Raw genomic sequence first — 23,037 nt, 5'->3', positions numbered from 1 at the left:
GATGACGGGATTGCTGAACCTGCTGACCGACATCGAGGGCGTGGCCGTTGGCCATGCCACCGATCTTGCCTTGGGGTCGGGCGTCACGGCGATCATCTTCGACGAACCGGCAATCGCCTCCGGCTCCGTCCTCGGCGGCGCGCCGGGCGGGCGGGATACGGCTCTGCTCGATCCGTCAATGACCGTCCAGACGGTCGATGCCTTCGTGCTGTCGGGCGGCTCGGCCTTCGGTCTCGATGCGGCCGGCGGCGTACAGTCGGGCCTGCGCGAAATCGGTCGCGGTTTGCAGGTCGGCAGCGTCCGCGTGCCGATCGTGCCGCAGGCGATCCTGATGGATCTCCTGAACGGCGGCAACAAGGACTGGGGCCTGCATTCGCCCTATCGCGACCTGGGTTACCAGGCTTTCAGGGCCGCCGCCAAGGGTGAATTCGGGCTCGGAACCATTGGAGCCGGAACGGGCGCCACGACGGCGACGTTCAAGGGCGGCATCGGCTCGGCAAGTGCCCGGACTTCGACAGGCCATACGGTCGCGGCACTGGTTGCCGCCAACGCACTGGGTTCGGCGACGATAGGCGAAGGCCCGCATTTCTGGGCCGCTCCCTTTGAAGAAGACAAGGAGTTCGGCGGGCTTGGACTGCCTCCGACCTTCGACAATCGCATGCGCCTCAAGGGCCGCAACGTGACCTCGACCACGATCGGCGTCATCGTCACCGATGCCGTGCTGACCAAGGCACAGGCGCACCGGCTTTCCATCCTCGCCCATGACGGCCTTGCGCGGGCGGTCCTACCGGCCCACCTGCCCTTCGACGGAGACACGATCTTTTCGGCGGCGACCGGTGCGAGACCCTTAAGCGAGCCCTCGGATTTCATGGAAATCTGCCATCTCGCAACGCTGGTGACCGCGCGTGCCGTGGCCCGCGGCGTCTACGAGGCGACGGCTTTGCCCAATGCAAGCGCCCAGATCGCGTGGCGCGACAAATTCACTTCGCCGGCTCAATAGTTTTCAAGGCTTCTTCGAGCCGCGGCCACTCGTTCTCGCACGGAAGGCCGATTCTTAGATCCTCGGGCCGTTCCTCGAACCGGCGCACCAGAATGCCCCGCTCTCCAAGGTGCCGGAAAACCGCTTGCGCGCGAGGATCCCGGATGAAGCGGAACAGCGACGTCCCACCCATAACAGGTATTCCCGCAGCACCGAACAGGGCATCCATCCGCGCCGCATCCTCCTTCAACCTGAGCCGCATTGCGCCACGCCATCCGACATCGGCGAGTGCCTCATTCGCCACGTGCAATGCCGGGCCGGACACCGCCCAGGGACCCAGCCGGTTCTCGATTCTCGCCACGGTTTCCGGATGCGAAATCACGAAGCCGAGCCGCAATCCGGCCATGCCGTAGAACTTGCCGAAGGAGCGCAGCACCACCAGCCCGCCGGCATCCACTGCGTCGGTGACGCTCAATGCTTCCGAGACGTCCATGAACGCTTCGTCCACGACCAGCAGCCCACCCTTCGCGCGCATAACCGCTACGAGCGCCAAAAGATCGGCACGCGGGACGATCCGTCCTGTCGGGTTGTTGGGATTGACGATGACGGCGAGGTCCGCTTCCGCCAACCGATCCAGATCGTCGGTTTCGGTTACCCCAAAACCGGAAAGCCGCGCCGCGCGGGCATGCTCCGCATAGGTCGGCGAAAGAACCGCGGCACTGCCTTTCCGGGCGATCAGATCGGCGACCATCGGCAGCAGGATCTGCGTTCCCGGCCCCGCCGCGACATGCGCCGCCGAGGGCGCACCGTAGGCAGCAGCGGCGAGGGTTTTCAGTCTTTCCGCCGATGCGACGTCAGGCAGTCGCGTGAAAGCATTGTCGGGCAGGGGCGAATACGGATAGGAATGCGGGCTGATACCGGTGGAAAGATCGACCCAGGGTTCCGGCGCATGTGGAAACAGCGCCCGGGCACGGGAAAGATTGCCGCCGTGCTGTATCGGATCGCCAACTTCGTCGCCAATCTCAGGGCCTGCCAACTTCATGTTCCTTCTCGCATTTTTCGCCCTGATCACGGAGCGCATCGTGGGTTATCCGGACTGGCTGTTCCGGCGCATCGGCCATCCGGTGACCTGGATCGGCGCACTGATATCCCGGCTCGACCGCGATCTGAACCGCGAAAGCGACGACTTCTCCACGCGCAAGCGAAAGGGCGTGTTCGCGCTTCTGGCACTTCTCGGGATCACCATCCTGCTCAGCCTGGTGATCGAATACGACCTGAGAATGATCCCCCTCGGGCCGATCCTGCTGGTGGTGATCGCCGCGAGCCTGCCGGCGCAGAAGAGCCTTGAAACCCATGTCGAGGCCGTGGCGACGGCGCTGCGATACGGAGGCCTGGATGCCGGGCGGAAAGCGGTCTCGAAGATCGTCGGGCGTGATCCGGAAAAGCTCGATGAAGCCGGCGTCTGCCGCGCGGCGATCGAGAGCCTCGCCGAGAATTTTTCGGACGGCGTCGTGGCGCCGGCCTTCTGGATGGGGATCGGCGGTCTCGCGGGCGGCGTCGGCTACAAGGCGGCCAATACCGCCGACAGCATGATCGGCCACAAGCTGCCGCGATACGAAGCCTTCGGCTGGGCGGCCGCGCGTTTCGACGATCTCATCAACCTGCCCGCCTCGCGCCTGAGTGCCCTTCTTTTCGTGGTCGCTGCGGGTTGCATCGATCGCGCCTCGCCGGGCGACGCCATCCGCGCCATCAGGCGGGATGCCCGCCATCACCGTTCGCCGAATGCCGGCTGGCCGGAAGCGGCGATGGCCGGCGCGCTCGGCATTGCGCTCGCCGGGCCGCGCAGTTATGGCGGACAGATGATCGAGGCGCGGTTCATGGGCGAGGGCGGGCGTTCCGAGCTCACCTACGACGACATTCGCCGCGCGCTGAAACTCGCCCGCGTCGCCGACGCTCTGCTGATCGGCCTTTTCGGCCTCCTGGCGTGGATCATCTGGCAAGTTTGAGCAGCCCATCGAGATCGAGATGCTTTTCCATATGGACGGCCAACCGGTCGAGTACCGCATCCACCCCGGCCTCATAGTCCAGGCCCGATGCCGAGCCACCAAGCCGCGTCAGCCAGGCCGACCGCTGCCGGTCGTCCGAAAACAGCCCATGGAGATAGGTGCCCCAGACCCGGCCATCCGCCGATATCGCGCCTTCCGGGTTTCCGCCGATTGTCGCAAAACACCGCGTGCAATCGGCACCGGACGTCTTGCCTATATGCATTTCATAACCGGACAGAGAAATTCCGTCGAAACTCTCGCCCGAGACGGCCTCCAGTCGTTTGTCGCCCGCGAGAACCGTGTCGACATCCAGCAAACCCAACCCTTCGATTAAGCCTGGCGGTCCTTCCGTACCTTCCGGGTCGGCGATCGTTTTGCCGAGCATCTGATACCCGCCGCAGAGACCGAGCACCCGCCCGCCACGGCGGACATGCGCTGCGATATCGACGTCGAAACCGGCCGCCTTCAGCGCCCGCAGATCGGATATCGTCGCCTTCGAACCGGTGAGCAGCACGAGATCGCAATCGCCGGGAATGGCCTGCCCCGGCCGGACCCGGATGAGATCGATATCCGGCTCCGCTTCCAGCGGATCGAGATCGTCGAAATTGGAGATATGCGGCAGGATCGGCACCGCGATCCTGATCTTCGCACCGGCCTTTCGCACTGACGGTGCATTGAGGCCAAGCGCATCTTCTGCCGGCAGCCGGGCCGCATCGGCAAAATACGGCAACAGCCCGACCGAATGCCAGCCTGTAAGTTCCCCGATCATCCGCATACCGTCGGCGAACAGGGCCGGGTCGCCGCGAAAGCGATTGACGATAAAACCCCGGATCATCGCCGCATCTTCGGGATCGAGCACCAGCCTGGTGCCGGCAAGGCTGGCAATCACCCCGCCACGGTCGATATCGCCGATCAGCACGACCGGCACGTCCGCCGCCCGCGCAAATCCCATATTGGCAATGTCGTTCTGGCGAAGATTGATTTCCGAGGCACTGCCCGCGCCTTCGACCAGGACGAGATCGGCCTGGTTGCGGAGGATATCGAAACTTTCCAGGACCCGCGGCATCAGTGTCCGTTTGAGCATCTGATACTCGGCGGCCTTGGCATTGCCTTCGACCCTGCCTTGCACCACCACCTGCGCCCCGACCTCGCTCTGCGGCTTCAGGAGCACCGGGTTCATGTGGACGCTGAGCGGCGCGCCGGCGGCGCGCGCCTGCAACGCCTGCGCCCGGCCGATTTCGCCGCCATCTGCGGTGACCGCAGCATTGTTCGACATGTTCTGCGGCTTGAACGGCATGATCTTCAGGCCGCGCAGCGTAAAGGCGCGGGCAAGGCCGGCCACGACCAGCGACTTGCCCACATCCGAGCCCGTTCCCTGAAACATCAGCGCCCGAGCTGGCTTGGACCCAACCATGGCTAAAACTCGATGCCGGCCTGGGCCTTCACGCCCGCCTTGAAGTGGTGTTTGACCAGCGACATCTCGGTCACCATGTCGGCGGCCTCGATCAGCGCCGGCTTGGCGTTGCGGCCGGTGACGACCACATGCAGATCCGGCCGCCGTGCCTGTAGCGCGGCGACGATCTTGTCCAGATCGAGATAGTCATAACGAAGCGCGATGTTGAGTTCGTCGAGGATGACGAGCCCGATCGTCTCGTCCGCCATCAGCTCGAGTGCCTTTTCCCAGGCCTTTTCCGCCGCGGCGACGTCGCGCTTCAGGTCCTGGGTCTCCCAGGTAAAACCCTCGCCCATCGTGTGCCAGACGACGCGGTCACCGAAGACGGCGAGCGCGGGCTGCTCCCCGGTCGACCAGGCGCCCTTGATGAACTGTACGACGCCGACCCGGCGGTTGTTGCCGAGCATGCGCAGCGCCAGGCCGAAGGCAGCTGTGGATTTGCCCTTGCCGGGCCCGGTATGGACGATGAGAAGACCCTTTTCCTGGGTCTTCTCGGCCACTTCCGCATCCTGAACCGCCTTGCGGTTCGCCATCTTGGCGCGGTGGCGCTCGACGGACGCCTCGTCGATCTCCTTCACCGGGAGACAAGCTTCGCCGGAGACCCGGCAGAAGCTTCCTCGCCAGCGCGGAACTTTTCGCGGGCGACCCCGGCCAGCGCGCCGAGCACCGCCCAGAACACCAGGTTGGTGGCATAGACGGCGTTGACGAAGCGGACATGGAGATCCATCGGGACCGCCGTTTCATGGCTTGGCGGCAGCGGCGCGCCGACCAGATGCGGGGCGATCAGGAGCACGATCGCAAGCGCTGCGAACACGGCCGAGCGGGTATAGGCGAGCAGGCCGAGACCGATTGCCGTGCAGGCCGCCGTCGAGATCCACCAGATCTGGCGCGGACCGAGTTCCGCAGCCGGCATGCCGGGCAGTTCCGGCGGCAGGCCGAGGCCGGGCGCGAGGATGACGGCGAGGAAGCCGGCAATGCCGAACATCAGGCCACCGCGCCAGCCCTTGAAGCCGCCGAACGCTTCCGAGGCGGCAACGAGGACAAGGGCAAAACCGATAGCCGACAGCATGTCTGCGGCAGCAGTATAGATGAAACGCTCGAAGCCATCGGCGGGAGCCCAGGCTTCCTCGCCGTGGTGATGCTCGGCGGCGGATGCCGTGGCACCTGCGGCAGGTGCAGCATCATGGCTGTGGCCGGCCTCGGGCGCGGCATTCTCGAACACTTCCGCCTGCAGGATCAGCGGCACAGTGGAGAAGCTCTGCATCACGGTCAGCAGCAATCCGGACAAAAGCCCGGCGATCACCGCCGTGAAGACGATGTTGCGAAACAACGACATTGGGGAGAACTCCTCAGTGGCAGGGGAAGGCGAGCGAGTGGCGCGTGTCATGCGCGGCGTTATGGACGACTTCCAGATGAGAGAAGCCGACAAAGCCGACGATGAACAGGCCAAGCAGGGCCGTCATGCTGAGGGGAATGATCTTCGAAGCGGAGAGGCTGACTGCAGCTGCAGCAGAATTCGTAACCATGGTCTCGTCCTTTCGCCCTCCACCCGAGGGCCGTTCACGTTCTTTGCCGCCTCTGGCAGGTCTCCTGGCTCGCGGATCGGACGCCTTCTCCCGCCTTCCCAGGATACCGTTGGCCGGATTTCCCAGTGGCTTGACGGCCGGACGGCCGTTTTGGTCGAAGACTTTCCGCTTACAGTTGCGGGGGCAGCCGCGGGTTGGACGGCAGAATTCCGTCGCACCGCATTCCCTCTAAAACCCTTTCGGGCACCATAGGCTCGGTCACTATAGACGAATTCGGCGTCACGGCAATCGCCTTTGCGACGCATTGACATGGGCCTGCGACCGGGCTTACTTGGAAAGAGATGGTCCCTTTCCGGCAACGGGGAGGGCTAAGAGAGAATGCGGTGCGATCCCTTTTTCAGGATCAATGCCGCGGCTGCCCCCGCAACTGTAGGCGGCGAGCCATTGCCTAAAACGGCCATTTGGCCGTCAAGCCACTGGGAAATCCGGCCAACGGTATCCTGGGAAGGCAGGCAAATGGCGACGACCCGCGAGCCAGGAGACCTGCCGTCCGATTAGTTTTGCTTCACCGGGCGGGGTGCTCCGGAGGAAGTTTCTCGATCACCGCAGAGGGATTTCGACCTTCTGCTCCGCGCCCCGATTTTTCGACCCCGGCGGGAACGCGGCTGACCGATGAGTGACCACCGACCAGATGATCCGGCAACCGCCGGCCCGGCAGATGTGACGATTTTCGTCTGCACCAATTGCCGTAATGCGTCCGACGGCGAAATCCGGCCGGGCATCGCACTGATCGCGGCGCTGCGCGAGGCAGCAAGCGGCAAGCCGCTCGCGGTAAAGCCGGTCACCTGCCTTGCCAATTGCGAAAAAAGTCCGAGTGCTGCGTTTAATCACAAGAGCGGCTGGTCCTATGTCTTCGGCCACCTGTCGCTCGACAATGTCGAGGATATCGTCACCGGCGCGATGATGCTGGCCGAGGACGAACGCGGCTTCCTTCCCCTTCGCGGCCGCCCGACCTGCCTGCGCGGCAAGGGCATGACGGCCCGTATTCCACCCTTTCATCACCACGAGGACATGCCATCATGAGCGTTTCGTTCGACCGCGTTCCCTGCACCGTCGTTACCGGGTTCTTAGGCGCCGGCAAGACCACGCTGATCCGCAACCTGATCGAAAACTTGAAGGGCAAGCGGCTGGCGATCATCGTCAACGAATTCGGCGATGTGGGCATCGACGGAGACGTCCTGAAGGGCTGCGGCATCGAAAGCTGCCCGGAAGACAACATCATCGAGCTTGCCAACGGCTGCATCTGCTGCACCGTGGCGGACGATTTCGTGCCGGCGATCGACCGGATCCTGGCCATCGAACCCCGCGTCGATCACATCCTCATCGAAACCTCCGGCCTCGCGCTGCCAAAACCCCTCGTCCAGGCCTTCCAGTGGCCTGACGTCAAGGCGCGAGTGACGGTGGACGCGGTGATTGCCGTGGTCGACGGACTGGCGCTCGCCGAAGGCCGCGTTGCCGACGACCACGAGGCGCTGGAAGCGCAGCGCGACGCGGACGGCTCGATCGACCATGACGATCCGGTCGAGGAAGTGTTCGAGGATCAGGTGGCCTGCGCCGACATGATCGTGCTCACCAAGAGCGACCTTCTGGATGCCGCCGGCCTTGCGATCGCCAGGGATCGCGTGTCCGCGCATCTGCCACGTGCCGTGAAGATCGTCTCGGCCGCCAACGGCGCCATCGATCCGGCCGTGCTGATCGGCCTCGGCCTTGCCGTCGAGGACGATATCGAGAACCGCAAGACCCATCACGATGACGAACTCGACCACGATCACGACGATTTCGACAGCTTCGTCGTCGATCTGGCCGCAGTCACCGATGCCGAACAGCTCGCCGCCCGCATTTCTGCGACGGCCGAGGCGGAAAACGTGCTGCGCATAAAAGGCTTCGTGGAAGTCGCGAACAAGCCGATGCGCCTGCAGGTTCAGGCGGTAGGATCGCGCGTGAACCATTATTTCGACCGCGCCTGGGCACCCGGCGAAGCGCGGACAAGCCGCCTTGTCGTGATCGGCGAAAAAGGCATCGACCGCGCCGCGATCGAAAGGATGCTGGCCGCATAAGAAGGCCCGAGGGAAGGATGCACATACTCGCCACCACATCGTCGTCGCTTGACGACCTCATCGAACCGGTCGACCTCAATCAGTCGCCGGCCGATGTGGTGGTGCTGTCCTTTTCCGGCAGCGACCTGAACGGCCTTTCCGCCGCTTGGGGTTCGAATTTGCCGAGCCTGCGGCTGGCCAGCCTCTCCGATCTCCGCCATCCCATGTCCGTCGATCTGTGGGTCGAGAAGACGGCAGCCCATGCCAAGATCATCCTCGTGCGCATTCTCGGCGGTTACGATCGCTGGGCTTATGGCGTCGAGGAACTTTCGCGCATGGCGAAGCGGAAAAAGATCGCGCTGGCGCTGCTGCCCGGCGAATGCAGCATCCGCGACGAGCGACTGATCGCGGCCTCTACCGTGTCGGAAGACCGGATCGCCGGCATCCTGAGCTGTTTCCGCGAAGGCGGGCCGGCCAATATGCGGCTTCTGGCGACGCTTCTGGCGACGCTGGCCGAGGGCAAAACGGAACCGCTGCCGCAGGCAGCCCCGGTGCCGAAGGCCGGCTATTACGCGCCCGGAAAAGGCATTGTCGAGGCCAGCGACCTGCTGGCCCGTTTTGCGCCGGATGCGCCGCGCTTGCCGATCCTGTTCTACCGCTCCATGCTGCTTGCGAATGACGCGGCGCCGATCGATGCGCTGTTCGAAGCGCTGAAGAAGCGCGGTTTTGCACCCGTGCCGATCTTCGTCGGCGGGCTGAAGGAACCGGATGCACTGGCCTTCGTCGAACAGGCGGTCTCGGACCTGAAATCTGCGGCCATTCTTTCCACCACCGCCTTTGCCAGCGGCACCGACGGCAACGGCGAAACGATTTTCGACCGCACCGGCGTGCCGGTCTTCCAGATCGTCGTCGCCACGACCCGCCGCGATGGCTGGGCTGAGAACCGGCGCGGCCTCAACCCCGCCGACCTCGCCATGCACGTCGTCCTGCCGGAGCTCGATGGACGCATTCTTGCCGGCGCGATCTCCTTCAAGGCAGGCGAAAGCTCCGCCAACCTCGTCAACCAGCCGGAACCGGACCGGGTCGAACAGGTCGTCGACCGTATCGCTGCCTTCCTCCGGCTCAAAACCACGCCACGGCCCGAGCGCAAGATCGTCATCCTCATGCCGGACTATCCGAGCGCACCGGGCCGTACCGGTTATGCCGTGGGTCTGGACGTGCCACAGAGCGTGCTCGGGATGCTGCACGAGCTATCGGTAGCCGGCTACGGTGTTTCGGATATCCCCGAGACTCCGCGTGATCTCCTGAACCGCCTGAGTGCCCAATCCGCCGGCCACGCACGCTCCGCCTACGATGCCCTGCCCGTTGCGGAGGCGGCGTGGGGCAGGTCCGAAGCCGATGAAGACTTCAGGGATGACGCTTTCCGTTTCCGTGCCGCGAGCTTCGGCAATATCACCGTCGCGCTCGCGCCCGACCGCGGCCGCAATGCCGATCGCCGCGCCGACTATCACAGCCCGGACCTCCCCCCGCGCCACGCGCTGATCGCCTTCGGTCAATGGATGCGCGAGACGCTTGGCGCGCATGCGATCGTCCATGTCGGCGCCCACGGGACGCTCGAATGGCTGCCGGGCAAGACCGTGGCGCTGTCGAAGGATTGTTTTCCGGAGATCGTCACCGGCGGCCTGCCGGTCGTCTATCCCTTCATCGTCTCCAATCCCGGCGAGGCGGCGGTCGCCAAACGGCGGATCGCCGCCGTCACCATCGGCCATCTGCCGCCGGTCCTGGCCGGCGCCGGCCTTTCAGACGAACAGAAGAAGCTGGAACTGCTGGTCGACGAATACGCGCAGGCCGACGGCCTCGATCGCCGCCGCCGCGACCGGCTGGCCAGGCTGATCGTCGAGACCGCCCGCGACACCGGACTGGCCGGCGAGGCTGGCGTCTCGAACAGCGACGATCCGGATGCGGCGCTCACCCGCATCGACGCGTTTCTCTGCGATCTCAAGGACTTTTCGATCAAGGACGGCCAGCACGTCTTCGGGCAGGTAGCGCCCGGCGATGACGACCCGTTGCGCGTCCAAAGCGCCGAAACCGAACGACAGGCCTTGCTCGACGCACTCGACGGCAAGCACATCCGCCCAGGCCCATCCGGTGCCCCGGCCCGTGGCCGCCGCGACGTCATGCCGACCGGCCGCAACCTCTTCGCCAGCGATCCGCGCACCCTTCCGACACCGACCGCTTTCGAACTCGGCAAGCGTGCCGCCGACGAAATCCTGCGGCGTTATCTCCAGGATCACGGCGACTGGCCGAAAAGCCTCGTCTTCGATCTCTGGGGCAGCGCGTCCCTGCGCAGTGGCGGCGAGGAAGTGGCCCAGGTCCTGGCGCTGATGGGGGCGAGACCCGTGCAGGATACGGCGACTGGCCGCGTCACCGGCATCGAAGTCCTGCCGCCGGCAGCGCTCGGCCGCCCGCGCGTCGACGTGACGCTGAGGATTTCCGGCCTGTTCCGCGACATGTTTCCGGCTCTCATCGCCTTGCTCGACGCCGCGATGCGCGCCATTGCCAGCCGCGAGGAAGCTCCGGGCGACAATCCCCTGGCCGAAGAGACACAAGCGCTCGGGCACGTCCCCTCACGCATCTTCGGTTCGGCACCGGGCACCTACGGCTCCGGCATCGAGGAAAAGCTCGCAGGCGGAACCTGGGCGGAACGCGAGGAACTGGGCCGCCTCTATCTCGATGCGACAAGCCATTCCTTCGGCGGCGCAGAGGGCGATGCCAGCCACGTGCCCGGCAAGTTCGCGAACCGCATCGGCACGGCCGATCTGCTGGTCCATACGGGCGACGATCCGGGCCGCGACCTGCTGGACGGCTCGGCCGATGTCGCCTTCATCGGCGGCTTTGCGGCGGCTGTCGCGGCACTCGGCGGCAAGGCGGATGTGATCGCACTCGACACGACCGATCCGCAAAAACCCCGCGCCCGTTCGATTTCCGAAGCGGTAACCCGCGTGGTGCGCGCCCGCGCCGTCAATCCGCGCTTCATCGCCGGCCAGATGCGCCACGGCCCGCGCGGCGCCGCCGAGCTCGTGGAAACGGTCGACCGGCTGATCGGTTTTGCCGAAACCACCCATGCCATTCCGCAATCGCTGATCGAGGCGACCTACGACGCCTATCTCGGCGATGAAACGGTCCGCGACTTCCTGCTGAGCCAGAACCCCGAAGGCGCACGCTTCATGGCCGAGCGTTTCCGCTCGGCCCTTCGCCGTGGCCTCTGGCATCCCCGCCGCAACGCAGTGGATGCCGAGCTCGAAATGCTCACCCGGGAGAAGGTCGCATGACGGCGCGCTCCCTCGATCGAAACACGCTGGATATGCGCCGCGGCGCCTGCCCCGCCCTCTCCGCCCCGATGCAGACCGGCGACGGGCTCCTCGCCCGCGTCGCGCTGATCGATGTCATCACGCCGGGACAACTGGCGGAGCTCTGCCGGTTGGCGCCGCGCCATGGCAACGGCGTTCTTGATATTTCCGCCCGCGGCAACCTGCAGGTCCGGGGACTGAGCGAGGCCTCGGCTCCCGTTCTCGATGCCGATGTCCGCGCGCTGGACTTGCCGCTTCGCGAGGGACTTGCTGTCGAAACTCCGCCCCTGGCGGGGATGGACGACACCGAGTTCGCCGATCCGCGCCCGATAGCGGAGGCGATTCGGCAAGGTGCGCGCGACATCCCCGGTCTTGCTCCAAAGATGTCGGTGGTAGTCGACGGTGGCGGACAGCTCAGGCTTTCCGACCTCCTGGCCGATATCCGGCTCACCGCTGTTTCCAGCGATGAAGGCATCCGCTGGACCCTGCTTTTGGGCGGGACAGAAACAACCGGCCGCGTTTTCAATGTTTTACGTGAAACAGAGGCCGTCTCCGCCGCTCTGGCGCTGCTTCGAAAGCTCGGCGAAAAGGGACCCAAGGCGAGGGGACGCGATCTCGCTGCCGGGTTGTCCACCAACCATGCGCCTGGCCGGCCAGCCTCGCCTTTCGGCACCTTCCGCCTCTCCGGCGACCTTTTCGCGGCAGGCATCGGCCCGGCCTTCGGTCAGGCAAACGCCGAGGACCTGATCGCTCTTTGCGGCGAAGCCGAGCGGCTGGGGATACAGTCCCTGAAACCGGCCTTCGACCATTCGCTCCTGTTTTTTGGCCATCAAACCGCCTGCGAAGCTCTGACCGCTTTTGCCAGCAGCAACGGCTTCGTCACCTCGCCGAGCGATCCGCGTTCGGCGATTGCCGCCTGTCCCGGAAGTCCCGCCTGCAATTCCGCGACGGTCGCCACCCATGAACTCGGCGCCAAAGCGGCGGAAGAGTGCGGCGATCTGCTGGACGGCTCGTTCAAGCTGCACGTGACCGGCTGCCCGAAGGGCTGCGCCCATCCGCAGCCGTCAGCGCTTGCACTCTGCGGAACGGCCGCCGGCCTTTCGCTCATCGCCGGAGGAAAAGCGGCTGACGAGCCCTTTGCCTCGGTCGCTTTTGCCGATACCAACAACTCCCTTCGCCGCATCGCCGATCTTGTCCGAGACGAAAGGCGCGCCGGCGAAAATTCCGCCGCCTGCCTCGCCCGTCTGGGACCGCGCCGGCTTGCTGCGGCCGTTACGTCAGGAAGATCATGAACAGTTACGATTACATTCGCGAAGGCGACGCGATCTACGAAAAATCCTTCGCGATCATCCGCGAGGAAGCGGATCTCTCGCCTTTTTCGTCGGAACAGGCCGAGATCGCGGTGCGCATGATCCATGCTTGCGGGCTGGTCGAGGCGGCTCAGCATTTCCGGTTTTCGAAGGATTTCGTTGCCCAGGCACGCGGCGCGCTGCATGCCGGCAAGCCGATCTATTGCGATGCCGAAATGGTGGCGCACGGCATTACCCGCGCCCGCCTGCCGGCCCATAACCAGGTGATCTGCACGCTCCGCGACGGCCGCACGATCGAGCTGGCAAAGACCATCGGCAACACCCGCTCGGCTGCCGCGCTCGATCTCTGGGACGATCTCGAAGGCGCAGTCGTTGCGATCGGCAATGCGCCGACCGCGCTTTTCCGCCTGCTCGAAATGCTGGACGCCGGAGCGCCGCGCCCGGCTGCCATCATCGGCATGCCGGTCGGTTTCGTCGGTGCGGCGGAGTCCAAGGAAGCGCTGATGGAAGCGACGCTCGGCATTCCTTATGCGATCGTGCGCGGCCGCATGGGCGGCTCGGCGATGACGGCTGCCTGCGTCAACGCACTGGCGAGGGCCGGACTGTGAACGCCGCGCTCATCAAGGGCAGGCTCATCGGTGTCGGCACCGGACCCGGCGACCCCGAACTGCTGACGCTGAAGGCGGTGCGCGCCATCCAGGAAGCGGATGTGATCGCCTTCTTCTGCAAGAAAGGCTCGAGCGGCAACGGCCGCGCCATCGTCGAGGCACATATCCGGCCGGGTACGCTCGAATTGCCGCTGGTCTATCCGGTCACGGTCGAGACCCACAAGGACGAAGCCGATTATCGCGGCCCGATCGCCGATTTCTTCGATCGCTCCGCGGACGACATCGCCGCGCATCTCGATGCGGGCAGACACGTGGCCGTGCTGAGCGAGGGCGATCCGCTGTTCTACGGATCTTACATGCACCTGCATGTGCGGCTGGCCAACCGCTACCAGGCGGAAGTCGTGGCCGGCGTTACCGCCATGTCCGGCTGCTGGTCCATGACCGGCATGCCGCTCGTCCAGGGCGACGATATTCTAAGCGTGCTGCCGGGAACGCTGTCCGAAGAGAAGCTCGCGGAGCGGCTTGAAAACACCGACGGCGCAGTGATCATGAAGGTTGGCCGCAACCTGCCGAAAATCCGCCGGGCACTGGCCTCCGTCGGCAAACTGTCCGGAGCGCTCTATGTCGAGCGCGGCACGATGGCGAACGGCGCAGCACAACGTCTGGAAGAGCGCGACGAGAGCCCTGCCCCGTATTTCTCGATCGTCCTCGTGCCCGGCTGGAAGACACGGCCATGACGACGGGTTCTTTGACCGTCGTCGGCCTTGGCCCCGGCAATCCCGACCAGATGACGCCGGAGGCGGCCGCCGCAGTGACGGAAGCGGAGGATTTTTTCGGCTATTTTCCGTATATCGACCGTTTGAACCTCCGCCCCGACCAGCGCCGTCACGCATCCGATAACCGGGAGGAACTGGCGCGCGCCCGCGCCGCGCTCGAAATGGCGGCGGGCGGAGGCAAGGTCTGTGTCGTCTCGGGCGGCGACCCCGGCGTGTTCGCCATGGCCGCCGCAGTCTGCGAGGCGATCGACGAAGGTCCGGCCCTGTGGCGCGAGATCGATTTTTCGGTCGTTCCCGGCATTACCGCCATGCTGGCCGTCGCGGCCAAAGCCGGTGCGCCGCTCGGCCATGATTTCTGCGCCATCTCGCTTTCGAATAATCTGAAGCCGTGGGATGTGATCGAGAAACGCCTGGTCGCAGCGGCGACGGCCGGGTTCGTGATGGCCTTCTACAACCCGATCAGCAAGGCGCGCCCGCATCAACTCGGCGAAGCCTTCGCTATTCTGCGCGCCCATCTGCCCGGCACCGTGCCGGTGATCTTCGGCAAAGCGGCCGGTCGGCCGGATGAAGCTATCCGCATCGTGCCGCTTGCCGAAGCGGCAGGCGACATGGCCGACATGGCGACATGCGTGATCGTCGGCACCGCGGAAACGCGGGTTATCGAGCGGGAGAACCGGCGCCCGATCGTCTATTCCCCGCGTTACTTCAGGGGCGCCGGCGCATGATCCAGCCAGGCGAGCATCTCCTCCACGGTCTCGACGGACGGCACTTCCGGCAGGTCCGGACGGCGGATCAGGACGACATCGATACCAAGTTCGCGCGCAGCGGCGATCTTGCCGTAGCTCGCCGGCCCGCCGCTGTTCTTGGCGACGATCACCTCGATGCCATGGTCTTGGAGAAGCTGGGCCTCGTCCGCCTGCCCAAAGGGGCCGCGCGCGGTCAGATAGACCGCGTTCGGGACGGAAAGCGGCGGCTCGACCGGATCGACGCTACGGACCAGGTAATGGTGCCGGGACGCGGCCTCGAAGGGCAGAAGTTCCTGCCGGCCGAGCGTCAGGAATGCTTTTCGCGGGACCTCTCCCAGGGCATTGACCGCATCCGCGACACCGTCGACTTCGATCCAGCGGTCACCGGGCTGTCTCTGCCAGGCCGACCGTCGCAGGGCGACAAGCGGGACGCCGGAAATCTCGGCGGCTTTGGCCGCATTGCGGGAAATCTGAGCAGCATAGGGATGCGTCGCATCGATCAGGATCGAGATGCCTTTTTGCCTGAGATAGGCAGCAAGCCCTTCGGCACCGCCAAAACCGCCGACACGCACCGGCACGGGTTGCTCGGCCGGCGCGCGTGTGCGCCCGGCAAGCGACAGCTCCACGGCGAACCGCGGATCGCCGGCGAGTTTTCCGGCCAGCGCGCGGGCTTCCGCCGTGCCGCCAAGAATGAGGATGGAGCGTTGCAAGATGCCTCCTGAATCAGTTCGCAAACCTTTAAACCAAAGCCGCTGGCTGTCCATCGTCGGCATCGGCGAGGACGGCGTACCGGGCCTCGGCGACAATGCCCGCTCGGCAATTGCATCCGCCGCCGTCGTTTTCGGCGGCAGGCGGCATTTGGAACTGGCAGCCTCCGCGATTACCGGCGAAGCCCGCCCCTGGCCGACACCGTTTGATGCAACAATGCGCGACGTCGTGGCGCTGCGTGGCCAAAAGGTCTGCGTGCTGGCCTCCGGAGACCCTTTCTTCTTCGGCGTCGGCGCAACGCTGTCCCGCCATGTCGCGCCTGAAGAATATACCGCCTATCCTGCCCCCTCGGCCTTTTCGCTGGCCGCCTCAAGGCTTGGCTGGCCGCTGCAAGACATCGAAACGGTGTCATTGCATGGCCGTCCGCTCGATCACATCCGACCGCTGCTGCATCCTGGCCGGCGGATCATCGCGCTGACATCCGATGAGAACGGTCCGGCGGCGCTGGCGGAGCTTTTGTCTCGCACCGGTTTCGGGCCTTCTCGGATAACTGTTCTGGAATCTTTGGGCGGCGCGGCGGAACGTATCCGTTCACAACAGGCGGATGAGTTTGCGCTACCGGATATCGATGTGCTGAATGTCGTCGCCATCGACGTGAAGGCCGAAGCTGGAGCCTTTATCCTTCCGCGCGCTGTCGGGTTGGACGATACGCTGTTCGAACATGACGGGCAGATCACCAAGCGTGAAATCCGGGCGCTGACGCTCTCAGCACTGGCTCCGCACCGCGGCGAACTGTTGTGGGATATCGGCGCCGGCTCGGGCTCGATCGGCATCGAATGGATGCTCGCCGATCCATCCCTGAAGGCAATCGCGATCGAAGCCAATGCCAATCGGGCAGCACGGATCGGGCGGAATGCTTTGGCATTCGGCGTGCCAGGCCTGCGCATCGTCGAAGGTGAGGCGCCGGTGGCTCTAGCCGGCCTGCCGCAGCCGGATGCGATCTTCATCGGCGGCGGCGGCAGCGAGCCTGGCGTTTTCGATCAGGCCCTGGAGGCGCTGAAGCCCGGCGGGCGGCTGGTCGCCAATGCCGTGACGCTGGAAATGGAAGCGGTCCTTCTGGCAGCGTATGCGAAATTCGGCGGCGAGCTGATCCGCATGGAGGTTTCGCGGGCAGCGCCGATCGGCGGCATGTCGGGCTGGAAGCCGGCCATGCCGGTCACCCAATGGAGCTGGACGAAACCCGGAGTAAAACCATGATTGCCGCAGGCCTCGGCTGTCGCAAGGGGACGTCGGCGGAGGCGCTGCTTTCTGCGCTGGCCGCCGCCTGCGCCGCGGCGAATATTTCACGTGAATCCGTCTCCATACTGGCGACCGGTGAGATCAAGCGGCATGAGCCGGGGATGATCGAGCTTTCGGCACGGCTGCGCCTGCCCTTGCAGATTGTCGATGAGGCGGCGCTGAAGCAGGTGGAAGGCCGCACCAGAACAGTTTCGAAACACAGTCTTGCGCAAACAGCGACGCCAAGCCTTTCCGAAGCCGCGGCACTGGCCGCCGCCGGCGAGGCTTCCGAGCTGATTGTCGCGCGGCTGATCGCCGATGGCGCCACCTGCGCCCTGGCACGCTCGAAGGACCATTCATGACCGTGCATTTCATCGGCGCCGGACCAGGCGCCGCCGACCTCATCACCGTGCGGGGCCGCGATATTCTCGCCCGCTCGCCGGTCTGCCTTTATGCCGGCTCGATCATGCCGAAGGAACTGCTCGACTATTGCCCGAAGGATGCGCGGATTGTCGATACCGGGTCGCTGTCGCTGGACGATATCGAGGCGGAATACGTGGCGGCCCACAAAGCCGGCCAGGATGTCGCGCGACTGCATTCCGGCGATCTTTCCGTCTGGAGCGCGGTTGCCGAACAGATCCGCCGGCTGGAGAAGCACGGTATCGACTACACGCTGACCCCCGGCGTACCCTCCTTCGCCGCCGCCGCCGCGGCCCTGAGGCGTGAGCTGACCATCCCGGAAGTGGCACAGAGCCTTGTCCTCACCCGCGTGTCCGGCCGCGCTTCGAAAATGCCGGATGGCGAGACGCTCGCTGCCTTCGGCGCCACCGGCGCGACGCTGGCAATCCACCTCGCCATCCACGCGCTCGACCGCATCGTCGCGGAACTGACACCGCTTTATGGCGCCGATTGCCCGGTCGCAATCGTCGTTCGCGCCTCCTGGCCGGAAGAACGGATCATCCGCGGCACGCTTGCCGATATCGAGGCGAAGCTGGCGGCGGAGCCAGCCGAGCGGACGGCGCTGATCTTCGTGGGCAAAGGCTTGGGCGCTGCCGATTTCGTCGAAAGCCAGCTTTACAATGCCGATTACGTGCGCCGCTTCAGGCCCGGTTGGCCTCAAGCCGGCGACAAGGATTCCGAATGATCGGACGCCGTAAACGCAGTCCGGCCGACCAACCGGCCCTCGCGATCGAAGACCAGGATTTCCAGCGCGACCTCAGGCTGTTTGAGCGCCTTGGCGGCCGTCTTCCAGGCGAGCGCGGCAATCCGGTCGCCCAGCGCCAGTCCGTTGTCGCCGGCGAGCGCGAACGCCTGGGATACGGTGTTAGCGGCAGCTATCTGCGCCGCAAGCTCGTCGCTCGCCCCGGCTTCACCGGCGAGTTTCGCCAGAGCCTCGAGATCGGCCAGTCCGCGCTTGGAGTGGACGTCGAGCATGCCCTGCGCGAGCTTGGTCATCTTGGCGACGCCGCCGGCGATCGTCACCTTCGGCACCGGATGGTCGCGCAGATATTTCAGCATGCCGCCGACGAAATCGCCCATGTCGATCAGGGCGATCTCGTGCAATCCATGATGCGCCTGCACCGCCTTTTCGGACGTGTTGCCGGTGGCGCCTGCCACATGGTCGAGCCCGGCGGCACGCGCCACGTCGATGCCGCGCCAGATCGAATGGATCCAGGCCGAGCAGGAAAAGGGAATGACGATTCCGGTCGTGCCGAGGATGGAAATACCACCCAGGATTCCGAGCCGGCCGTTGAGCGTCTTCTCGGCAATTTTTTCGCCATCGGCGACCGAAATTTCCACCTCGAAGTCGGCCTCACCGCCGGCGACCTCAGCGATCGCCTGGGCGATCATCTTGCGCGGCACCGGATTGATGGCGGGTTCACCGACGGGCAGGGGCAGGCCGGCGCGGGTGACGGTGCCAACGCCTTCGCCGGCCTTGAAGGTGATGCCGCTGCCGGCCGCGCCGCGCCGCACGGTGCTCTTGATCAGCGCCCCATGCGTGACGTCCGGGTCATCGCCGGCATCCTTGATGATCCCGGCTCTCGCAAATCCCTCGCCGGCTTCTTCGACGGCGAGCGCGAAGGACGGCGCCTGCCCGCCGGGCAAAGTCACCTCGACCGGATCGGGGAATTTTCCGGAAAGGAGAGCAAGACAAGCCGCCTTGCTCGCCGCCGCCGCACAGGTTCCCGTGGTCCAGCCACGACGAAGGTTCTTGCCATCCACTTCCATGGCCGTTTCTATAGCCCGACCGGGGCCGAGCGTCACCGGTCAAAGGTCCGCATATGAATGAAAGCATCGAAACTATCGTCGCAGCACCCGTCTTCGAGACCGGCCATGTCTGGCTCGCCGGCGCTGGCCCCGGCCATCCGCGTTACCTGACGCTGGAAGTCGCCGATGCGATCGGCAAGGCGGACGTGATCGTCCACGACGCGCTGGTCTCCGACGGCGTGCTGTCGCTCGCGACGACCGCCGAGCTTGTCTTCGTCGGAAAGCGCGGCGGCAAACCCTCCGTCGCCCAGGACGACATCACCGGCCTGCTGATCGAACTCGCCCGCAAGGGCAGGCGCGTGCTGCGGCTGAAGGGCGGCGATCCCTTCGTGTTCGGACGCGGCGGCGAAGAAGCGGAGGCGCTTGCCCGGGAAAACATCCCGTTCCGCGTCCTGCCGGGCATGACCTCGGCGCTGGCGGCTCTCGCTTCCGCCAACATTCCCGCGACGATGCGAGGGATGAGCCGCGCGATCACGCTTGCGACCGGCCATGCGGCCGGCAGTCCCGGCGACCTGGATTGGAAGGCGCTGGCGAAAACCGGCGAGCCGATCGTCGTCTATATGGGCGTCAGCACGATCGGCACGATCGCAAGGCTGCTGATCGAAGGCGGGCTGTCGCCGGAAACGCCGGTCGCGGTGCTGATGGCGGCGACGACGCCGGATGAACGCTCGCTGATTGCGACGCTTGCAACGGTCGAGGCCGAGGTCGCGCGGCAGAAATTCGCCGCGCCCGCCCTGATCGTCATCGGCCGGATCGTCTCCATGCAGGCCGTCCTGTCGGGAGGCAGGCCATGACCGCCCGCGCGCTCATCATCGGTGCGCCGCGCTCCGGCTCCGGCAAGACCAGCGTCACCATCGGCCTGCTGCGTGCCTTTGCCCGCCGCGGCGTCAAGGTCCGCGGCATCAAGACAGGCCCGGATTACATCGATCCGGGTTTCCACGAGGCCGCAACGCATCGACCGGGCCTCAACCTCGACAGCTGGGCGATGGCGCCGGACCTGCTGCGGCACCTGGCGCGCGGACAGGCGGAGGATGCCGAGCTGCTGCTGATCGAAAGCGCCATGGGCCTTTTCGACGGCATCGTCAGCGAAGAGAACCGTTCCGGCGCGGCCTCCGATCTCGCCCGGCTGTTCCGCCTGCCCGTGCTGCTGGTGCTGGATGTCTCCGGCCAATCCCAGACCGCCGGCGTGATCGCCTACGGCTTTGCCCATTACGATCCGACCGTGAAGATCGCAGCCTGCGTGCTCAACCGGGCCGGCAGCGAACGACACAAGAAATTGTGCGGCGATGCGATCCAGGCGGCCGGAATTCCCGTCGTCGGTACCGTCCTGCGTGATCCCTCGCTGGTTCTGCCCGAGCGGCATCTCGGCCTCGTCCAGGCAAGCGAACATCCGGAAATGGACGCGCATATCGAGCGGCTGGCCGACGCCATGGAAGCCTCACTCGACCTCGATGCGATCTATGCCGCCGCAAAGCCCTTCAATATTCCCCGCGGTTCGGCGGAAAAATCACTGCGGCCGCCCGGCCAGCGGATCGCGCTGGCGCAGGATGCCGCCTTTACCTTCCTCTACCCGCATCTGATGCGCGAATGGCGCTCGGCCGGCGCCGAGGTCGTACCCTTCTCGCCACTGGCCGATGAAGCGCCGGCTGTCGGCTGCGACGTCTGCTGGCTGCCGGGTGGATACCCCGAACTGCATGCCGGACGGCTTGCGGCAGCCGAGAATTTCAAGACCGGCCTGACGCGATTTGCGGAAACAAAGCCCGTTCACGGCGAATGCGGCGGCTACATGGTGCTCGGCGAAACGCTGGAGGATGCCGATGGCGTGACGCACGCCATGACCGGTCTCCTATCCCACCGTACCAGTTTCGCCAAACGCCGGATGAACCTCGGTTACCGCCAGGCGGAGATCGCCGAGAACAGCCCGCTCGGCGGCAAGGGCGATACGATCCGCGGCCATGAATTTCACTATGCCAGCGTTGTTTCGCCGGGGACCGACCAGCCGTTTGCAACGATCGCCGATGGTGGCGGCAAGCTGATCGGTCCGACAGGCGGCCGCCGAGGCCTGGTCAGCGGCGCCTTTTTCCACGCGATTGCACGCGGCTAACCGGCAGCGGCTGAAAGCGCCCAAAGCGCCGCAACCGCACGTTCGGCGTCCGCCGCCGGCACGAAGATATGGTCGTGGTAATAGGCCGCGACGACATTCGCGCTGACGCCCTCCTTGGTGAGTGCAGCCGCCATCGCCGCAGTCATGCCGACCGCTTCCAATGAAGAATGCACCATCATGGTGATGCAGCGAAGCGGCGCGCTTGAGGCGAGCTCCGCCTTTTCGGCTGCCCCTCTCGGCAGGATCAGCGTCAGGCCTTCCTTCTCGAAAAACAGTCCGATCGGCTTCAGCGCCAGATAATCGTGCATTTTCTCGGGCGGCACGGTCGCATAGACGAATTCACCGTCGACAAGAACCGGCTCAAGGCTCGCAAGCAAGGTGGAAAGGTCGGTGATTCCGATCATGAGGCCTCCAAAGATCGCTCCATAGCCGAGGTTAAGACGGCGATCTACGACCCGCAAGACCCGATATCGCCTCCAAAATAATCGCCCGCAGCGCAAATCCGTCTTGCGCGTCCCTCGCCAGCTTCTAGTCTGCGCTGCTACGAGGCTAAGCCCCTCGAACGACTGGTTTCGAACAGCAAGGTGTTCCAGTGACGGATTTCGAAAAGACCCGCTCGCTCTTCTATCTGCCGGAAGGCATGATCTATCTCGACGGCAATTCGCTCGGACCGCTGCCGCTTGCCGCCAGGGAACGCGTTGCCCGGCTGATGACCGACGAATGGGGCGAGCTGCTGATCAAGGGCTGGAACAAGGCCGGCTGGATGGCGATGCCGCGGCGGATCGGCGACCGGGTGGCCAAGCTGGTCGGGGCGGCGGAAGGCACGGTCGTCATGGGTGACACCCTGTCGATCAAGGTCTACCAGGCACTCGCCTCAGCATTGGAACTGGTACCGGAACGCAAGGTCGTGCTGTCCGACAGCGGCAATTTTCCGTCGGATCTCTATATGGCGCAGGGCCTGATCGGCTCGCTCGGCAAGGGTCTTGAGCTGAAGATCGTCGAGCCGGAAGGGGTCGAAGCGGCGATCGACGAAACCGTCGCCGTGGTCATGCTGACGGAAGTGGACTACCGCACCGGGCGGCTGCACGACATGAAGGCGCTGACCGAAAAGGCGCATGCAGCCGGCGCGATCACCGTCTGGGATCTTGCCCATACGGCCGGTGCCCTGCCTGTCGATCTTGCCGGTGCGGACGCCGATTTCGCGGTCGGCTGCACCTACAAATACCTGAACGGCGGGCCTGGTGCGCCGGCCTTCATCTATGTCGCCCCCCGCCATGCGGATAAGGTCCGGCCGGCGCTGTCCGGCTGGCTGGGGCACGAACAGCCCTTCGCCTTCGATCTCGGTTATCGTCCGGGCGGCGGCATCGACCGCATGCGGGTCGGCACGCCGCCGATCATCGGGCTTGCGGCGCTCGACGCAGCGCTCGATGCCTGGGACGGCGTCGACATGGCGGACCTGCGGCGGCAGTCGATAAAACTCTGCGATCTGTTCGTCGCGGAAGTCGAAAGGCGCTGCCCGATGCTGAAGCTCGGTTCCCCCCGCGATGGGACGAAGCGCGGCAGCCAGATTTCCTTCCTGCACGAGGAAGGCTATGCGATCATGCAGGCCCTGATCGCGCGCGGCGTGATCGGCGATTTCCGCGCTCCGAACGCCATTCGCTTCGGCTTCACACCGCTCTATATCGGCGAGGCCGAGGTGTTGGGAGCGGTGGATATCCTCGAAGACATCATGACCAATCGCCTCTGGGACACCACCGAATATAGACAGCGGGCCCTGGTGACCTAAGCGG

23 protein-coding genes and 2 riboswitches are annotated in these 23,037 nt (G+C 65.3%); of the genes, 15 read left to right on the top strand and 8 right to left on the bottom strand.

Translation table 11 applies throughout. From position 1 onward, the window contains the following. Position 1: 1 nt before the first annotated feature. Positions 2–1,000: a P1 family peptidase gene (locus C5J22_RS22815; RefSeq protein ID WP_105440112.1), complete on the top strand. Its 999-nt coding sequence runs from the start codon at positions 2–4 to the stop codon at positions 998–1,000. Here the strand turns inward: C5J22_RS22815 and cobD are convergent. Continuing rightward, a complete protein-coding gene (cobD, locus tag C5J22_RS22810; protein WP_105440111.1) occupies positions 981–2,021 on the bottom strand; it encodes a threonine-phosphate decarboxylase CobD in 1,041 nt (346 codons plus the stop codon). The genes C5J22_RS22815 and cobD overlap by 20 nt on opposite strands. Between cobD and cbiB the strand changes: the two genes are divergently transcribed. Next, positions 2,020–2,985 (top strand): adenosylcobinamide-phosphate synthase CbiB, encoded by a 966-nt coding sequence (gene cbiB / locus C5J22_RS22805; RefSeq protein WP_105440110.1) that lies wholly within the window; start codon positions 2,020–2,022, stop codon positions 2,983–2,985. The two genes, cobD and cbiB, sit on opposite strands and share 2 nt — an antisense overlap. On the opposite strand, the gene C5J22_RS22800 is transcribed toward cbiB, so the two are convergent. The 4 genes from C5J22_RS22800 to C5J22_RS22785 are packed head-to-tail and all read right to left on the bottom strand — an operon-like array spanning position 2,969 to position 6,003. After that, complete coding sequence (locus C5J22_RS22800; protein WP_105440109.1) at positions 2,969–4,438, bottom strand: cobyric acid synthase; 1,470 nt, start codon at positions 4,436–4,438, stop codon at positions 2,969–2,971. The genes cbiB and C5J22_RS22800 overlap by 17 nt on opposite strands. Before the next feature lie 2 nt (positions 4,439–4,440). Next, positions 4,441–5,055 carry a cob(I)yrinic acid a,c-diamide adenosyltransferase gene (gene cobO / locus C5J22_RS22795; RefSeq protein WP_037087557.1) on the bottom strand — a complete coding sequence of 205 codons (615 nt, stop codon included), beginning with the start codon at positions 5,053–5,055 and terminating at the stop codon, positions 4,441–4,443. Then, complete coding sequence (locus tag C5J22_RS22790) at positions 5,052–5,813, bottom strand: CbtA family protein (RefSeq protein WP_105440108.1); 762 nt, start codon at positions 5,811–5,813, stop codon at positions 5,052–5,054. Before C5J22_RS22790 ends, cobO begins: the two co-directional genes overlap by 4 nt. Before the next feature lie 13 nt (positions 5,814–5,826). Beyond that, positions 5,827–6,003 carry a CbtB-domain containing protein gene (locus C5J22_RS22785; RefSeq protein WP_037087553.1) on the bottom strand — a complete coding sequence of 59 codons (177 nt, stop codon included), beginning with the start codon at positions 6,001–6,003 and terminating at the stop codon, positions 5,827–5,829. A gap of 36 nt (positions 6,004–6,039) precedes the next feature. Further along, positions 6,040–6,269, bottom strand: a riboswitch (cobalamin riboswitch). Between the two features lie 59 nt (positions 6,270–6,328). Continuing rightward, positions 6,329–6,569, top strand: a riboswitch (cobalamin riboswitch). Between the two features lie 106 nt (positions 6,570–6,675). On the opposite strand from C5J22_RS22785, the gene C5J22_RS22780 reads away from it, so the two are divergent. Genes C5J22_RS22780 through C5J22_RS22750 form a run of 7 tightly spaced genes read left to right on the top strand, consistent with a single transcriptional unit; the run spans position 6,676 to position 14,868 of the window. Beyond that, on the top strand, positions 6,676–7,086 hold the full coding sequence (locus tag C5J22_RS22780; RefSeq protein ID WP_105440107.1) for a DUF1636 domain-containing protein: 411 nt from the start codon (positions 6,676–6,678) through the stop codon (positions 7,084–7,086). Next, positions 7,083–8,120, top strand: a complete 1,038-nt coding sequence (cobW, locus tag C5J22_RS22775) for a cobalamin biosynthesis protein CobW (protein ID WP_105440106.1) — start codon at positions 7,083–7,085, stop codon at positions 8,118–8,120. The genes C5J22_RS22780 and cobW overlap by 4 nt, the downstream gene beginning before the upstream one ends. A gap of 17 nt (positions 8,121–8,137) precedes the next feature. Continuing rightward, a complete protein-coding gene (cobN, locus tag C5J22_RS22770) occupies positions 8,138–11,431 on the top strand; it encodes a cobaltochelatase subunit CobN (RefSeq protein ID WP_105440105.1) in 3,294 nt (1,097 codons plus the stop codon). Beyond that, positions 11,428–12,741 carry a precorrin-3B synthase gene (cobG, locus tag C5J22_RS22765; protein ID WP_105440104.1) on the top strand — a complete coding sequence of 438 codons (1,314 nt, stop codon included), beginning with the start codon at positions 11,428–11,430 and terminating at the stop codon, positions 12,739–12,741. Before cobN ends, cobG begins: the two co-directional genes overlap by 4 nt. Next, complete coding sequence (locus C5J22_RS22760; protein ID WP_105426459.1) at positions 12,738–13,367, top strand: precorrin-8X methylmutase; 630 nt, start codon at positions 12,738–12,740, stop codon at positions 13,365–13,367. The genes cobG and C5J22_RS22760 overlap by 4 nt, the downstream gene beginning before the upstream one ends. After that, positions 13,364–14,104: a precorrin-2 C(20)-methyltransferase gene (locus C5J22_RS22755; RefSeq protein WP_105440103.1), complete on the top strand. Its 741-nt coding sequence runs from the start codon at positions 13,364–13,366 to the stop codon at positions 14,102–14,104. The genes C5J22_RS22760 and C5J22_RS22755 overlap by 4 nt, the downstream gene beginning before the upstream one ends. Further along, positions 14,101–14,868, top strand: coding sequence for a precorrin-3B C(17)-methyltransferase (locus C5J22_RS22750; RefSeq protein ID WP_105440102.1), 768 nt, complete (start codon positions 14,101–14,103; stop codon positions 14,866–14,868). Before C5J22_RS22755 ends, C5J22_RS22750 begins: the two co-directional genes overlap by 4 nt. Here the strand turns inward: C5J22_RS22750 and C5J22_RS22745 are convergent. Continuing rightward, positions 14,844–15,599, bottom strand: a complete 756-nt coding sequence (locus C5J22_RS22745; RefSeq protein WP_105440101.1) for a cobalt-precorrin-6A reductase — start codon at positions 15,597–15,599, stop codon at positions 14,844–14,846. The two genes, C5J22_RS22750 and C5J22_RS22745, sit on opposite strands and share 25 nt — an antisense overlap. Before the next feature lies 1 nt (position 15,600). Here C5J22_RS22745 and cbiE point away from each other — a divergent pair, with 1 nt between their 5' ends. Genes cbiE through cobM form a run of 3 tightly spaced genes read left to right on the top strand, consistent with a single transcriptional unit; the run spans position 15,601 to position 18,019 of the window. Beyond that, positions 15,601–16,854, top strand: a complete 1,254-nt coding sequence (gene cbiE / locus C5J22_RS22740; protein WP_105440100.1) for a precorrin-6y C5,15-methyltransferase (decarboxylating) subunit CbiE — start codon at positions 15,601–15,603, stop codon at positions 16,852–16,854. Further along, positions 16,851–17,237 (top strand): cobalamin biosynthesis protein, encoded by a 387-nt coding sequence (locus tag C5J22_RS22735; protein ID WP_172746750.1) that lies wholly within the window; start codon positions 16,851–16,853, stop codon positions 17,235–17,237. The genes cbiE and C5J22_RS22735 overlap by 4 nt, the downstream gene beginning before the upstream one ends. Further along, positions 17,234–18,019 carry a precorrin-4 C(11)-methyltransferase gene (cobM, locus tag C5J22_RS22730; protein WP_105440098.1) on the top strand — a complete coding sequence of 262 codons (786 nt, stop codon included), beginning with the start codon at positions 17,234–17,236 and terminating at the stop codon, positions 18,017–18,019. The genes C5J22_RS22735 and cobM overlap by 4 nt, the downstream gene beginning before the upstream one ends. On the opposite strand, the gene C5J22_RS22725 is transcribed toward cobM, so the two are convergent. Further along, on the bottom strand, positions 17,992–19,104 hold the full coding sequence (locus C5J22_RS22725; RefSeq protein ID WP_105440097.1) for a cobalt-precorrin-5B (C(1))-methyltransferase: 1,113 nt from the start codon (positions 19,102–19,104) through the stop codon (positions 17,992–17,994). The two genes, cobM and C5J22_RS22725, sit on opposite strands and share 28 nt — an antisense overlap. 53 nt (positions 19,105–19,157) lie before the next feature. On the opposite strand from C5J22_RS22725, the gene cobA reads away from it, so the two are divergent. Together cobA and C5J22_RS22715 are read left to right on the top strand one after the other, a co-directional pair. Continuing rightward, entirely contained in the window at positions 19,158–19,937 is a 780-nt protein-coding gene (cobA, locus tag C5J22_RS22720) for a uroporphyrinogen-III C-methyltransferase (protein WP_105440096.1), read from the top strand. Further along, the gene (locus tag C5J22_RS22715) at positions 19,934–21,247 is read left to right on the top strand and encodes a cobyrinate a,c-diamide synthase (protein WP_105440095.1); all 1,314 of its coding nucleotides are present in this window, start codon (positions 19,934–19,936) and stop codon (positions 21,245–21,247) included. Before cobA ends, C5J22_RS22715 begins: the two co-directional genes overlap by 4 nt. Here the strand turns inward: C5J22_RS22715 and C5J22_RS22710 are convergent. After that, positions 21,244–21,651, bottom strand: a complete 408-nt coding sequence (locus C5J22_RS22710) for an ACT domain-containing protein (protein ID WP_105440094.1) — start codon at positions 21,649–21,651, stop codon at positions 21,244–21,246. The two genes, C5J22_RS22715 and C5J22_RS22710, sit on opposite strands and share 4 nt — an antisense overlap. Positions 21,652–21,839: 188 nt before the next feature. Here C5J22_RS22710 and kynU point away from each other — a divergent pair, with 188 nt between their 5' ends. Then, a complete protein-coding gene (kynU, locus tag C5J22_RS22705) occupies positions 21,840–23,033 on the top strand; it encodes a kynureninase (RefSeq protein WP_105440093.1) in 1,194 nt (397 codons plus the stop codon). Positions 23,034–23,037 lie beyond the last annotated feature (4 nt).

The organism is Neorhizobium sp. T25_13 (genome assembly GCF_002968675.1).
Lineage (GTDB): Bacteria > Pseudomonadota > Alphaproteobacteria > Rhizobiales > Rhizobiaceae > Neorhizobium > Neorhizobium tomejilense.
Note: the sequence above shows the minus strand (reverse complement) of the source record. Positions and strands in the feature narration are given on the sequence as shown.

Bases quoted from the DNA above. Each gene is read 5' to 3' on its own strand.
- C5J22_RS22785 (WP_037087553.1), bottom strand. From the start codon at position 6,003: ATGGTTACGAATTCTGCTGCAGCTGCAGTCAGCCTCTCCGCTTCGAAG.
- C5J22_RS22780 (WP_105440107.1), top strand. From the start codon at position 6,676: ATGAGTGACCACCGACCAGATGATCCGGCAACCGCCGGCCCGGCAGAT.
- C5J22_RS22735 (WP_172746750.1), top strand. From the start codon at position 16,851: ATGATTGCCGCAGGCCTCGGCTGTCGCAAGGGGACGTCGGCGGAGGCG.
- C5J22_RS22750 (WP_105440102.1), top strand. From the start codon at position 14,101: ATGACGACGGGTTCTTTGACCGTCGTCGGCCTTGGCCCCGGCAATCCC.
- C5J22_RS22710 (WP_105440094.1), bottom strand. From the start codon at position 21,651: ATGATCGGAATCACCGACCTTTCCACCTTGCTTGCGAGCCTTGAGCCG.
- cobN (WP_105440105.1), top strand. From the start codon at position 8,138: ATGCACATACTCGCCACCACATCGTCGTCGCTTGACGACCTCATCGAA.
- cobA (WP_105440096.1), top strand. From the start codon at position 19,158: ATGAATGAAAGCATCGAAACTATCGTCGCAGCACCCGTCTTCGAGACC.
- C5J22_RS22725 (WP_105440097.1), bottom strand. From the start codon at position 19,104: ATGGAAGTGGATGGCAAGAACCTTCGTCGTGGCTGGACCACGGGAACC.
- C5J22_RS22760 (WP_105426459.1), top strand. From the start codon at position 12,738: ATGAACAGTTACGATTACATTCGCGAAGGCGACGCGATCTACGAAAAA.
- C5J22_RS22715 (WP_105440095.1), top strand. From the start codon at position 19,934: ATGACCGCCCGCGCGCTCATCATCGGTGCGCCGCGCTCCGGCTCCGGC.
- cobD (WP_105440111.1), bottom strand. From the start codon at position 2,021: ATGAAGTTGGCAGGCCCTGAGATTGGCGACGAAGTTGGCGATCCGATA.
- C5J22_RS22815 (WP_105440112.1), top strand. From the start codon at position 2: ATGACGGGATTGCTGAACCTGCTGACCGACATCGAGGGCGTGGCCGTT.
- cobG (WP_105440104.1), top strand. From the start codon at position 11,428: ATGACGGCGCGCTCCCTCGATCGAAACACGCTGGATATGCGCCGCGGC.
- cbiE (WP_105440100.1), top strand. From the start codon at position 15,601: ATGCCTCCTGAATCAGTTCGCAAACCTTTAAACCAAAGCCGCTGGCTG.
- cobW (WP_105440106.1), top strand. From the start codon at position 7,083: ATGAGCGTTTCGTTCGACCGCGTTCCCTGCACCGTCGTTACCGGGTTC.
- cbiB (WP_105440110.1), top strand. From the start codon at position 2,020: ATGTTCCTTCTCGCATTTTTCGCCCTGATCACGGAGCGCATCGTGGGT.
- C5J22_RS22800 (WP_105440109.1), bottom strand. From the start codon at position 4,438: ATGGTTGGGTCCAAGCCAGCTCGGGCGCTGATGTTTCAGGGAACGGGC.
- C5J22_RS22790 (WP_105440108.1), bottom strand. From the start codon at position 5,813: ATGTCGTTGTTTCGCAACATCGTCTTCACGGCGGTGATCGCCGGGCTT.
- cobM (WP_105440098.1), top strand. From the start codon at position 17,234: ATGACCGTGCATTTCATCGGCGCCGGACCAGGCGCCGCCGACCTCATC.